Annotated in this window: 6 protein-coding genes; 3 read left to right on the top strand and 3 right to left on the bottom strand. The window is 63.9% G+C overall.

All coding sequences use genetic code 11. The annotated features are described in order from the left end of the window. Positions 1 to 162: 162 nt before the first annotated feature. On the top strand, positions 163 to 7,965 hold the full coding sequence (locus G365_RS0115125) for a FecR domain-containing protein (RefSeq protein ID WP_019646374.1): 7,803 nt from the start codon (positions 163 to 165) through the stop codon (positions 7,963 to 7,965). Positions 7,966 to 8,105: 140 nt separating this feature from the next. On the opposite strand, the gene G365_RS21810 is transcribed toward G365_RS0115125, so the two are convergent. The 3 genes from G365_RS21810 to G365_RS0115110 all read right to left on the bottom strand — a co-directional run bounded on the left by G365_RS21810 (position 8,106) and on the right by G365_RS0115110 (position 10,900). Then, positions 8,106 to 9,038 carry a ParB/RepB/Spo0J family partition protein gene (locus G365_RS21810; RefSeq protein ID WP_019646373.1) on the bottom strand — a complete coding sequence of 311 codons (933 nt, stop codon included), beginning with the start codon at positions 9,036 to 9,038 and terminating at the stop codon, positions 8,106 to 8,108. Positions 9,039 to 9,105: 67 nt separating this feature from the next. Further along, the gene (locus G365_RS21805; RefSeq protein ID WP_019646372.1) at positions 9,106 to 9,915 is read right to left on the bottom strand and encodes a ParA family protein; all 810 of its coding nucleotides are present in this window, start codon (positions 9,913 to 9,915) and stop codon (positions 9,106 to 9,108) included. 238 nt (positions 9,916 to 10,153) lie between these two features. After that, positions 10,154 to 10,900 carry an SDR family oxidoreductase gene (locus G365_RS0115110; protein WP_019646371.1) on the bottom strand — a complete coding sequence of 249 codons (747 nt, stop codon included), beginning with the start codon at positions 10,898 to 10,900 and terminating at the stop codon, positions 10,154 to 10,156. Between the two features lie 150 nt (positions 10,901 to 11,050). Here G365_RS0115110 and tcuA point away from each other — a divergent pair, with 150 nt between their 5' ends. Further along, positions 11,051 to 12,346, top strand: coding sequence for an FAD-dependent tricarballylate dehydrogenase TcuA (tcuA, locus tag G365_RS0115105; RefSeq protein ID WP_245554765.1), 1,296 nt, complete (start codon positions 11,051 to 11,053; stop codon positions 12,344 to 12,346). After that, positions 12,336 to 13,469 (top strand): tricarballylate utilization 4Fe-4S protein TcuB, encoded by a 1,134-nt coding sequence (gene tcuB, locus G365_RS21800; RefSeq protein WP_019646369.1) that lies wholly within the window; start codon positions 12,336 to 12,338, stop codon positions 13,467 to 13,469. The genes tcuA and tcuB overlap by 11 nt, the downstream gene beginning before the upstream one ends. Positions 13,470 to 13,672: the final 203 nt, after the last annotated feature.

Raw genomic sequence — 13,672 nt, 5'->3', positions numbered from 1 at the left:
GCGTAAAGGTAGAACTGTATTGTGTCGTAGTCTGACCGGCAGAAAACATCTGCACGGGTCCATACTGCGGCACGGGCCGGCATCACCGGCTCCCCCAGAGGATCAAACGCTATTTTCAGGGAAGTCTCCTGCGGGGCAAGACGCAGAGGGCGGAGGGACAGCATGCTGAACGGAACCACCACCGGACTCGGATCCACCGGACAGGCTTTTGGCGCAGGCGCGGCCCCGCACGGGGGTGCTCACCTGATTCAGGCTGACGGATCCGGCAGCGTGACCATCCCCGGCAACGGCACCCTGCTGAGCGAGGGCGACTACAGCCGCAGCGGCACGGATCTGGTGATCCATGGTCCGCAGGGGCAGGATGTTATCGTCCGCGATTACTTCGCCACCGACCACCCGCCCAAACTGATCACCGCCAGCGGCGCATCACTTGACGGCAGCGTCGTCACCCGTCTGGCCGGGCCGCAGGCCGCAGGCCAGACCGCACAGGCTGCCGGTGGCCAGACCGATGCCGGGAACGAACTGATCGGGATCGGCAAAGTCAAAAGCCTGAAGGGGGAAGTCACCGTCAAACATCCTGACGGCACCACTTCGGTGCTGAAGGAAGGCGATGTCATCTATCAGGATGACGTGATTGAAACCGGTGCGGATTCAGCCGTAGGTCTGGTTCTGGCGGACAAATCCACCTTCTCCCTCGGGGCCAAGGGCCGGATGGTCCTCGACGAAATGATTTATGATCCCAATGCCGGGGATGGCAAATCCGCCATCGCCGTGCTGTCGGGCACCTTCTCCTTCGTCTCCGGTCAGATTGCCAAGGCCAATCCCGACGGCATGCAGATCAAAACCCCGGTTGCCACCCTTGGCATCCGCGGCACCACCGGCCATGGCTCGGTGGAAGGGGAAAACACGGCCGTTGCCCTGGTCGCCGACCCCGACGGGCAGATCGGTGAAATCATTGTCACCAACGGGGCCGGGATCAGCGTGCTGAATCAGCCGCTGATGATGTCAACGATCGCCGGGGCGTTCCAGCCGCCGTCACCGCCGGTCTTCGTCCCCGCCTCCTCGCTCAGCTCGTTGTTCGGGGATGCTATCTCATCCCTGCCCAACCCGACCACCCTGACCCCGCAGGATCTCCCCCCGGCAGCCACACAGGGCACCGGCTCACAGCCGTCGCAACAGCAGCAGCAGCAGCAGGACAACGCCCCGAGTACTCCGGTGGACCCGACCCAGCAGGGTCAGAACAACACCTCCCCTACCCCTCAAGGCGGGCAGCAGCAGGCGCAGGGCCCCTCTGACGGTCAGGCCTCACCGCCCCCGCCGGTGACGGTGACCGGCAATTCATCCCTGTCCACCGCCCTTAATCCCAATCCCAGTCTCGACAAGCTTCTCGACACGGTGATCGGGTCCAAAGATCCGGTGGTCAATCCGGCGCAGTCAACCGGCAAATCCACCCAGACCGGCGGTTCCACGTCGACCCAGACAAGCCCCACCCCGACCCAGACGTCGTCGTCGTCCAGCAACAGCTATCAGCCGTCCACCCCCACGAAGGTCACAACGCCGAGTTCTGACAACTCCCAGACCGGCAATACCGGAAACAACGGAAATACCGGAAACAACGGGAATGGTGGCAGTTCCAACACCCCGGATACCCCCACCAGCACCGTCCGCTCCGGGACCATGGTCGATCCTTATGTCAGCGGGGCAACCGTCTGGCTGGATTCCAACAACAACGGAAAACTGGACTCCGGGGAATGGAACACCACCAGCGGCCCGGCCGGGTATTTTGAGCTGACGGACAGCAAGGGCGGATCCCTCAGCGGTGTCCTGCGGACGTCCGGCGGCGTTGACTCCGGGTCCGGTGCCACCATCAACTGGTCGATGGCCGCTCCCTCGGGGGCAAAGGTGATCACCCCGCTGACCACACTGGTGCAGATCCTGATCCAGTCCGGGCAATCCGCATCGCAGGCGCAGGCCAATGTACAGGCGGCCCTCGGGCTCAACAGTACGGCCAATCTCCTGACAACCGACCCCCTCAGCAAGCTTTATACTAACCCGACAGACGCGCAGGCCGATACCATGCTGCGGGCCGGTATCGCCGTTGCCAACCTGATCTCGGTCGGGGTTGCCGCCCTGATCGCTTCCGGCGCGACATCAGCCGCCGCACAGGCGGCAATGCTGGAAGCTGTCGGCACCCTGACCAGCGGCGGCGGCAGCGACGTCCTCACCGATGCGCTGATCACCAGCGGCACTCTCACCAGCCTGCTGAATTCCGCCGCCAGTTCGGCGGGCGTCCCGCTCAATCCCAGCTTCAGCTCCGATCTGGCATCAGCGCTGGAGTCGATCAACGCCTATGCGATGAATCCGGCCAACTCCGTGGTCGATGCCGCCAAAGCGGGCAGCGTTGCCCAGAGCGATCTGGTCTCCACTATCGGGGGGCTCGGCAGCAACCCCGGTGCGCTCGGTCCGGCACTCGATAACTACACCACCAACCTGTCGACGTCGCTGTCTAACGTTAGCATCGGTCAGATGACCCCGACGCTGGCTGGAACGGACGGCGATGACGTGTTTGTCGCCGCCGGTATCGGCGGGGCAGCATATTACGGGCGGGCGGGCAACGACACCATTACCGGCACCGCCTACAAAGACCGGCTGTACGGCGACGATGGTAACGACACCATCAACGGCGGAGGCGGTGACGACACCATCGACGGCGGGGACGGCGATGACATCCTCGACGGTGGGGACGGCAATGACATCATCAACGGCGGTAACGGCAACGACACCCTGACCGGCGGTGCCGGGAACGACACCTTCAACGGCGGGGCGGGGAACGACATCATCCATGCCGACGGCGGCAATGATACCGTCCTCTTCGATGGGTCCGCCTATGGCAACGACACCATCTATGTCAGCGGCGGCGGGTCTCTGTACCTTAACTACAGCAGTGGCGGCCCGGCTGTCACTGACATCACCACCTGGGAAGACGGCGACACCTATCTGCGGATCAGCTATGCCGATGGGCGCTATACCCAGATCAATAATCTCTCCGGGGTCGGCCAGATCAGCGGTATCTACGATGGCAGCACCGGCAACACCTACACCATTGGCGCCACTGACGCGTCAGGTATCGTGCTCGGCTCCATCTGGGAAGACACCATCAATCTGACAGAGCCCGGCCGCCTGACCTTTGCAGGCGACGGCAACGACACTGTCAACGGCAGCGGTGGCGCCGATCAGATCTACGGCGGCTTCGGCAATGACCTGCTCAATGGCAGCACCGGCAACGATATCCTGATCGGCGGCTACGGCGATGACACCCTCGACGGCGGCGGCGATGACGACACGCTGACCGGCGGGGTCGGAAATGACATTTTCGTTCTGTCCACCGGCCACGATGTGATCAAGGATTTCACCGCCGGACAGGATAAGGTTGATCTCCGCACCTATATGACCCGCTTTATCGGCGAAGGGACCGGGCAGGATATCACCAGCTTCACGACCCTGAAGGCGATGATGACCCAGTCGGGGTCTGATACCGTCATCACCCTGCCGGACAGCAGCGGCGGCACGCATACGCTGACGCTGAAAGGGGTGAATAAGGATACCCTGACGGCTGATGATTTCCTGATCACTCCGCCGACGATCCCTGTACAGACCGGGGTCATCGGCTCCAACATTGCGGTAAAGGGGCTGGCGATCAATTCCGGGACCGAAGTCCTCGTCACCCTCGACGGCGGTGTTGATGCCACGTCCCTCGACCTGAATGTCGGCAACTCCGGCGTCACGGTCGAATTTATTGATAACAAGTCCCTGAAGATCCACGGCACGACCGAGCAGATCAACGCCGCCCTGGCCCAGACGGAATCGACCGGGATCGTCATCCGTGGCGTCAGCGGCGGCAGCGGGACCATTTCACTGGCGGTCAACGGCGTGACGACCTCCGGCAATATCGCGCTGATGAACGGGGATCTCTCCTATTACACCGGCGCAGCCGACGGCGAGGCCAGCCTGTCCTCAAACTGGGACAAGGTCCCCGGCAGCGCCACCAGCGCCTACTTCAGCAACCGCACCGCCATTCTGGGGGCGGATAAAACCCTGACCGTCGATACCGCCAACGTCACCGAAAGCGGCGGGCTGACCATCAACGGCAAACTGATCACCTACGGCGACGGTTCGGTTGATTCGACATCCGCCCTGACCATCAATGGCGGCGGGGTCTTCTGGGGCTACGGCACCACCACCGTCTCCGGGTCCCTGCACCTGAACAGCACCATCGACCCCACCTCCGCGGCCAACACGAAACTCGGCAGCATCAGCGGCGTCAGCAACATCGTGCGGATGACCGGGGAAGACTTCAGCATCGCCAGCCAGTTCAACCTGCAGGGGCAGCTGGAACTGGGGGGGATGGTCGATGCCGACTTCAGCGGCACCGCCCTGACCGGGGGCGGGGTGATCCGCCTTGACAGCAGTATGGCCAATGCTGCCGTTGATACCGCCGACGCCTCATTCGACGGAACACTGGAGGTTTTGGCCGGTGACTTCAACATCTCCGGGGGACGGACGTATTCGGTTGGCAGCGCGGCGATCGGCAACAGCGGGTACTTCCCCGGCCGGGTTGAAGTCAGCGGCGGCGGCACCCTGACCCTGACCGAAGGGGAACTGCTCAATTCCGGCATTCTGCGCACCGCCGGGGCCGGTACGGCGGTTATCAATGCCAAGCAGGGGTATAACGACAGCTCGAACAGCCTGATTGACGCCGGGGCCACCTCCACCATCCTCGATTACGGGACCGGCAATGTAAGCCTTGAGGGGATTATCACCGTCAATTCCAACTCCACCCTGACCCTGAAGGGCAACAACTTTGCCCTGTCCCCCGGGGATTCGGAACTCAGCCCCGGCCGCGTGACCGGCAACGGCACACTGGATGGCAGCCAGCTGAGCTCCTTTGTGCTGTCGGGCATTCTCCGCCCCGGCGACTATGTGAATACGGAAGCCTTCCCGAGCATCGTCAATGGCATCGGCACCCTCCGCCTGAAGGGGGATGCATGGTTCACCGAAGATACCGTGGTGATCGCCCGTGCCGGATCGACCGGGGCAGATGGCCTGGCCTTTGACGGTGGCCTGCATCTGGCCGGTACCCTGCAGATGACCTTCACCTCTGCCCCGCTCAGCCCGATCAGCTTCATCTCCGCCACCCCCAACGGGCTGACCGACACCCTGTCGGGGACCTTCAACCGTCTCGACTTCCGGGGTATCGGCAGCGGCCTGCTGATTGACCCCGCTTACAACACCACCACCAAAACCCTGACCCTGACCGCCATCACCACCGGCATCACCACCACCACCATCGGTGGGGAGGTAGCCGATTATGTGTGGAATGATGAGGGCAACGGCGACTTCAGCATTTCCGGGGCCGATGTGGTCTATGGCAATGCCGGGGACGACATCTTCCGCATCTCCACCTCTGATACCTCCTTCCACCTGCTGGATGGCGGCGAAGGGGTGGACACCCTGAAAATCAACGCCGGGGGCACCACCATCGACCTGTCCAACCTGATCGGACGGGTACAGGCGATGGATGTGATCGACATCTCCGACACCAATACCGGAAAACTGACGATCCTTGATGCCGCCACCGTCCGGTCGTTCAATGCCGGGGTGGATATCACCGACGGCACCCCGGTCCATTCCAATTACAACCCGATCTCCGGACAGCATAATACCCTGTTCATCACCGGGAACGGGGATGACACCCTGCATCTTAAGGATCCGTCCTCGTGGGTCAGCAAAGGGTCCATCGCTTACGAGGTCAACGGCAGCGCGCAGACGTTCCGTCATTACACCGCAGACAACGGAGAGACCCACCTCTACGTTGCCGAAGGGGTGACTGTTGATAACCTGACAGCCACCAATCCCAGCTATTCCATCGCCCTGCCAGCAGCCCTGACCATGGTGACAGACGGTTCAACCCTGCTGCCGGTCACCGTCAACGGACTGGAAGCCCTTCCTGCAGGACAGACCCTTAGCCTGACATTCTCGGTGACAGCAGGCTCTCTGTCCCTTGATGATCTGCAACAGGCGCAGGAAGTCCTGCCCGGAACCTCTCTGACCCTGACCAACAAAACGGCGGCAGAGATCACGGCGATCCTGCAGACGCTGCAGTATCACGCCACTGATCCTGACCCGACCCGGTCAGTGATTATCACCCTGACGAACTCCAGCGGTGTTTCCACCTCCGCCTACAGCAATATCACCACCGGCATCTCGACCACCCATTCCTGGCTCGATATCTCCGTGGGCGACGCTTACAGTTACGACGACCCCGATAACTGGAGCGTCTCCGGCATCGGGCTGCTCGACCGGCTTGAGGTCAACAGCGGTGCAGCGGATGGCGGGCTGGGCAGTGGCAAAAACCTGACCATTGACAGCCTGCAGGTCAACGGCAGCGGCAGCGCCGGTGACCACAAACTGACACTGGAAGGGCATCTGACCGTCAATGGCACCGGCAACAGCTCAAGTTTCTCCGGGGAAATGCTGGAACTGAACGGCGGGGAACTGACCGTCAACGGGAACGGCCTTAACGGCTTTACGCTGATGAAGGGCCTTGTCAGCGGCACCACCTCAGCCCTCAGTGGGGTCGGTCACCTTACGGTCACCACCTCCCTGACGTTCCAGAATGCAACGGCGCAAAGCTCGCTACACCTGCTGGAAATCAGCGGCAGCACCGGGGCTGACCTGTATCTGCAGGACAGCACCCTCAGCCTGCTGGGATCCTCGCTGCTGGCGGTTGGCGCTGACAGCGGAAATGACCTGCTGGACGGCACCCTGCAGGTTACCGGCAGTTCTGTCCTAAACATCGGCGCAGAGGCTGCGGCGGTCATCGCTGGGCATCTGGTTCTGGCTGACTCCGCGACACTGTCCGTCACCGGGGCCGGGGCCCTCGCCTTTTCCGCAGGCAGCGCCCCTGCCGACGTGTTCCTCGGCAATGGCAGCACACTGGATGTCACCGGCTACAATACGGCGCATAACGGTGCGCCTCTGGTCATCACCGATGCCCTGATCCGGCTCGGCAGCTCCGCCGGGGATATGGTGACCCTGCGCGGCGACTATGTCTTCGGCCATAACAGCACCCTGCAGTTTACGGTGGAAGATAACAGCGGTACCGCCAGCAATATGCTGACTGTCGATGGCGACGCCACCTTTGCCGGGGCAAATCTGTCTCTGTCGCTGAACGCCGGCCTTCCCAACAGCGGTGCCCTGACTCTGATCGACGCCACCGGAACCCTCAGCCCCCTGTGGAACGACATCCATTACTCCGGCGTGGACGCCACCCAGATGTTCCGCCCCTATATTGACGGTAACGATCTGAAGGTGGAGATCATCACCTCCGGGATCACCACCGGCAGCCTTCTGTCAGATGACGGGAACGCCAATTACGTTTACGCCGAAGCGGGTGCAGACAACTTCCTGGTGCATGGTGCGGACGTCATTTTCGGTAATGACGGTGACGATGTCTTCCAGGTTCTGGATCATGACGCCGCCACCGGGCGGCCGGCGTTCTCGTTCCTTGATGGCGGCAGCGGCACCAACGAGCTGCTGATTGATGGCCACGCCACCAGCTACAATCTGGATCTGTATGCCCCGTGGATTCAGAATTTTGATGTTATCTCACTCCTGAATGACAACAACAGCGACAGCGCCTTCATCAGCGCCGATGCCGTGCGGTCGATCCTTGGCGACAAGACAACATCCGACCTCGCTGGCGTTGGAAACGCCCTGATCATCAAGGGGGAAACCGGCGACCACCTGAGTCTGGTCAGTGCCACCGGCACCGGCTGGGCTGCCGACAGCAATGTGCCGGAAATTGCTGGCTATACCGGCTACACCAGCACCAACACTGCCGGGGACGAAGTGCATCTGTATATTCAGAACAACATCAGCGTCCATCAGACCGTGGCAGCATAACGGTTTGCCCCCTGACCGGTCCGGACAGGGGGCAAGCACCCCGGTTGTTTAAAAAAGCGTCAGGTCACAAAAAAATCGGGGCTGGCTTCCCGCCAGCGCCCGATTTTTTATGGTCTTCAGGAGAAAGGTGCTGCGGAGGATCACGCCTCGTCGATCAGCACCCCAAGGGCCTGCCGTAGGATGCGGATGTGCTGCTTCTGCTGTTCGTTCAGCGGCCCCATCCGGCCCATCCGCATAATCTGCTTGGAAATCATGCGGATACTGGCCTGTACCACCTGATCGGTCGGCTTCTTCTTGCGCAGGGTCTTTACCGTGTCCTCAGCCGGGGACAGCGGCGCGCTGCCTGCCTCTTCAGCGCCCTCCCCATTATCGGTAGTAACAATCTCCGGTTGCTGGCGCAGGGCCCGCAGTTCGGCAATCGATGCCCCTTCCTTCGCCCGCAGCCACAACTGCTGCTGCCGGTCAGCCTCCTTGCACATTGTCACTTCGTACAGTGCGTTCAGGCTGATCTCACCGGGGGCGGTAAAGTAATCGGCGCGGATGCTGTCGGGCAGGTCACGCAGCTTCAGCAGACGGCTGACCTGCTCCTCGCGGTAGCCCAGCAGCGCCCCGGCCTCGCGGTTGGTCATCTTGCTGTGGCCCATCAGGGCCGCCAGAGAATCCGCCAGTTCCAGCGGCAGCAGGTTGGTACGCTGACAGTTTTCCAGCAGGGCATCCAGCGCCGTATCATTGCTGGAAGACCACACGGCGCGGATGGTCGGTAACCCCAGCGACTGGGTCGCCCGGAACCGCCGCTCCCCCGCCACGATCATGAAATGCGTGCCATCGGGCATCGGCTTGACCACGATCGGTTGCAAAAGACCGCGTTCGCGGATCGAACGGGCGAGCGATTCAATCTCCGCATCGTCGAACACCTGGCGCGGCTGGTCCGGGTTGGGCACCAGCTGGGTCAGGGCGATATCATGGATACGCATTTCGGGGCGGGCCGACGGCAGCAGACTGGTCCCCTGCTCCCGCTCACCGCGCACCACCGAACTGGCACCCCCCGCGCCTTTCCACCCTTTCAAAGCCATGGTCCGTCAAACTCCGATCTTCCGTAACGTCTTAACTTAAAAGTCTGCTTTACCGTCAACAGCCTGTTCAGGCCGCAACCGCCGCAGTCAGGCTGTCGGCAATGGCATTGATCACCGACATCCCCGGCGCTTTGGGGTCCAGCACAATCAGCGGACGGCGGGCATAAGCGGCCTGCGTATACACCGTTGCCTTGGCAATGGGTTCAAAAATCTGCGTATGCTCGCCATACAGGTCATAAATATCCTGCAGGCTCTGGCGGTCCTGACTGTGCTGGGCATTGTACTTGGTCGGCACAATCCCGTGGATGGACAGGCGGGCGTTGATCTCTTCCTGAAATCCGGCAATCCGGCGGAACAGCAGATTGATGCCGTAAACGGCATAGGGTTCAGCCTCGGTCGGAATCAGCACCGTGTCCGCCGCCGTCAGGGCGTTGGCGGTCATCACCCCCAGATTGGGCGGACAGTCGATCACGATATGATCATAGCGGTCCGCCACCTTGCGCAGGTGGCGTTCCAGCAGGCGGCTCCAGTCCGGGCGGACCACCAGCGTCAACGACAGGTCTTCGATATCCAGCGACGACGCCAGCAGATCCAGCGGGATCTCCAGATCCGGCATCGGATTGATGATCGCCTCTTCCACCGGGGTGGCGCCGGTCAGCACGTGATAAAGGGTCTGCCCCCGCGCCGCCAGATCCTGCGGGCGCTGGTCCACCGTCATGGTGGCGTTGGACTGGGCATCGGTATCAACCAGAAGGGTACGCCGCCCCATCGCGGCCAGCCGGGCGGCCAGATTGACGGCCACGGTGGTCTTGGCGACGCCGCCTTTCTGGTTGGCGATGGCGATAATTTTCGGCGGAACAGTCTGCGGGAATGCCATCGGGCGATCCTTACCTCAGCACAAAGGCCAGATCCCACGGGGCGCACCCCTGCACAGGCAGGGTGCGGCCATCGGCGGGACGGCGGATAAAAACGGACAGAAACCGGGGCGGGAGAGAAAAGCCGACTCTCCGGTGCGGCTTACTGTATCAACTCCCTGACGGGGCGACAACTGCGACGCAAAACCGTCAAGACCGGGCCGGAGTTTGCGACATCGCAAACCACCCCGGCCCCGGCGGTTACAGGCTGCGGATGTCGGGGGTCGGGTCAGCCCCGAAGCCATCGCCCAGCAGATAATCCACCAGCCGGGCCGCCGCCGCCTGCGGGGCTGTCAGGGCCCCACTCTCCTTAAGGGCGGTGAACCGGTCGAGCATGGGGAACAGGCTGCGGTCAGTCCCCCGGATGGCGGCCTGCATGTCGGTATCCACCACCCCCGGGGCAATACTGGCAATCCGCAACCCGGCCTGCGCATCAGCCTGTACGGTGCGGGCATGGTGATCCAGTGCCGCCTTGGTGGCGCAGTAGACCGCCCAGCCGGGGTAAGGATTGCGGGCTGCCCCGCTGGAAACATGCAGAATCCGCACCGGATGCTCTGGCGGAAGGGCGGCGATCAAGGCATTGGCCAGCAACAGAGGCGCGGTGACATTCAGGGTCACGGCCTGCACCAGTTGCAACGGATCCTGCGTGCCCAGCGGGCCGATCGGGGCCACAGTCCCGGCATTGTTGATCAACAGTGGCACTGTTTCACCAACAAACGCTTCCAGATCAGGGGTTTCCAGCCAGTGACCCAGCGCGACCGCATCCCCCAGATCAACCGCGACTTCAGTCAAAAGGGGATGATTCATCAACTCTGGGTTGCCAGAGCGGGACAGGGCCAGCACCGGAATTCCCCGTTCCAGCAGGGTTGCGGCAATTGCCGCCCCTAAACCACGGGAATGGCCGGTCAGGATCGCCGTACAGGGAAAGGTCGGGGCATGAGTCGGCATCAGGGGGGGAGCCTCCGGGTCACAGAAAAAAGAAAGTATCCCAACAGTCTAAGGGGTCAGGGCCGGAAAAGAAAGGCCGGGCGGCTTGATCTTTGGAGCCGTTCCGGCTTATCCCGGATGGGACTGCTTTCTGCCTGCCGGAGTCCCTGCGTGCCCCCAGCATCCGACATGCCCCATTCCGGCACTCCTGCCCTGCCCCCCCGGGCCGATGTCGTGGTGATCGGCGGCGGGCTGGCGGCCCTGTGCGCGGCACTGGCGGCCCGGCAGGCCGGGGCAACGGTGCTGCTGCTGGAACAGGCCGGTCCGGCCTTACGGGGCGGCAACACCCGCCATTCCCGCAATCTGCGCCTGACGCATGACAGCCCCGGCCCGCTGATGCCGGACAGCTATACCGCCGCAGAATTCACCGCCGACCTCCGCCGCGCCAGCCGGGGCGACGGAGACCCCGCCCTGCATGATCTGCTGGCTGCCGCATCGGTGCGCCTGCCCGACTGGCTGGCCCGCTGCGGCGTGCGCTTTCAGACCGACCATCTGCCCTATTCCCGCAAAACCGCGTTCTTCCTCGGCGGGGGCAAAGCGGCCATCAACAGCCTGTATGCCACCGCAGAACGCAGCGGCATTGGCGTTTACCTGCAATGCGGGGTGGCTGGGGTGGACCCAGCCACCCTGTCTGTCAGCCTTGAAGACGGCCGGACGATACAGGCCGGGGCGGTGGTGGTCGCCTGCGGCGGCTATCAGGGTAATCTCAACTGGCTGGCGCAGGAATGGGGGCCGCTGGCCACCACCCTGCACAACCGGGGTACCCCCCACGCTGACGGGCAGGTGCTGCGGGCCCTGCTGGACGCCGGGGCGCAGCCTTCCGGCACCCCGGGCCGGGGGCATCTGGTGGCGGTCGATGCCCGCTCCCCCCGGCATGACGGCGGCATCGTCACCCGGGTTGACGGCTTTGCCGCCGGGCGGGTGATTGACGCAGCCGGAACCGTGCTGACCCCACCGGGGGAAACCGGGCCGCCCCGCTACTCGGCCTGGGGGCGGCGGGTCGCCGCCGGGGCAGGCGGGCGGGCGGTGATGGTGGTCGAGGCCCGGCGGGCCGCAGATCTGCCGATGCGGATCTATCCGCCCCTGCCCTGCGCCACAGTGGAAGACGCGGCGGCCCTGTCCGGCATCGCGGCGCAGGCGATGGCCACAGCCCTGACCGGGATGGAGCCCCCGTTTCTGCTGGTGCCGGTCCATCCCGGACTGACCTTTACCGGACTGGGTCTGACCGTCGATACGGCCATGCGGGTCCAGCGGGCTGATGGCGGCCACTGGCCCGGCCTGTATGCCGCCGGTATGATTGTCGCGCCGCAGATCCTCGGCAGCGGCTATATCGCCGGGGCGGCGCTGACCGTCTCCGCCGTCACCGGACGGCGCGCCGGAGAGGAGGCCGCCCGCCATGCCCGCTGACCACAGCCCCCCGGCGGACCGCCCCGCCCTGTATGCCATCGCCCGCGAGACCCTGACCCTGTGCGCCGTCTGCAAATACTGCGACGGCTTCTGTCCGGTGTTCCGGCAGCGCGACGCGGTGGGCGGAGACGACGGAAACACCCCCCCGGCCTTCCGCGATGCCGATGTCGACTGGCTGGCCAGCCTGTGCCACGGCTGCCGCGCCTGCTGGGATGCCTGCCAGTATGCCCCGCCCCACGCCTATGCCATCGCCGTGCCGCAGACACTGGCCGCCATCCGTCAGCACCAGCAGACACCGTTGCCCGCCCTGCGGCGGGCCCTGCTGCCGGTGTCGCTGCTGCTCAGCCTGCTGCTGCCGCTGCTGGTGCTGGGACTGATCCCCGCAGACGTGGTGTTCAGCCCCCATACCGGGCCCGGTGCGTTTTATGCGGTCCTGCCGTGGGCATGGCTGACCGGGCTGGCCGGGGCAACCCTGTCTGCCGCCGCCCTGCTGACCCTGTGGCGGATCCGGATCTTCTGGCGGCATATCGGCGGGGGCCGCCTGACCACGGCAGACTGGAAAACCGGACTGCGGCAGGGCCTGACCCTGACCCATCTTGATCATCCACGCCGCCGCCGCGCCCATCACGCCCTGACCGGCGGCTTCGGTCTGTGTTTTGCCGCGACGGCGGTGGCCACGGTCTGGCATCACGGCTTCGGCTGGATTGCCCCTTACCCGCTGCTCAGCCTGCCGGTCGCGCTGGGGACCTCCGGGGGTGTTCTGATGCTGCTGGGCTGCGCCGGACTGCTGCGGGAAAACCGCCGCAGCGCCGCTGCCGTGCAGACCCCGGCCCGCGACCAGACCCTGCTGATCCTGCTGGCGCTGGTGGCTGCCAGCGGGCTGGCCCTGCTGGCCCTGCGCGACACCGCAGCGATGGGGCTGCTGCTGGCCTGGCATCTCGGGCTGGTGCTGGTGCTGTTTCTGGCCCTGCCTCTGGGGGGGCTGGCCCATGCACCGCTGCGGCTGGCTGCCATCCTGAAAGCAACCCGCCTTGACCGCCAGCGGGCCGAGCGGTCCCGGAAAGAACCAGAGCGGGCCGAGCAGGCCCGAAAAAAGCCCGAAAAAGACGACGACGGCGGGTGATCCAGCCAGACCCGGATACCGTAAGGAGGAAACACAGGCAGCGTTCCCGCCCGTTTCCTTCCCAAAGGTCCGACAGGTCATGCTGGATTTTTCCTTCATCTCCCCCGATGATCGGGGCAGGATAGCAGCCCCCGGGCATATCCGGCCCCGGGTCGTCCTGACCGCGGTCGGCGGATCAGACCTTGCGGGCAGGAGACAGCGTG

Origin of the sequence: Novispirillum itersonii subsp. itersonii ATCC 12639, from assembly GCF_000381985.1 — a bacterium.
Taxonomy (GTDB): Bacteria; Pseudomonadota; Alphaproteobacteria; order Rhodospirillales; family Rhodospirillaceae; genus Novispirillum; species Novispirillum itersonii.
This window is presented reverse-complemented; position numbering and strand designations above follow the sequence as displayed.

Excerpts from the sequence above, each read along its gene's own strand:
- G365_RS0115125 (WP_019646374.1), top strand. The coding sequence starts at position 163 with ATGCTGAACGGAACCACCACCGGACTCGGATCCACCGGACAGGCTTTT.
- G365_RS21810 (WP_019646373.1), bottom strand. The coding sequence starts at position 9,038 with ATGGCTTTGAAAGGGTGGAAAGGCGCGGGGGGTGCCAGTTCGGTGGTG.
- G365_RS21805 (WP_019646372.1), bottom strand. The coding sequence starts at position 9,915 with ATGGCATTCCCGCAGACTGTTCCGCCGAAAATTATCGCCATCGCCAAC.
- G365_RS0115110 (WP_019646371.1), bottom strand. The coding sequence starts at position 10,900 with ATGCCGACTCATGCCCCGACCTTTCCCTGTACGGCGATCCTGACCGGC.
- tcuB (WP_019646369.1), top strand. The coding sequence starts at position 12,336 with ATGCCCGCTGACCACAGCCCCCCGGCGGACCGCCCCGCCCTGTATGCC.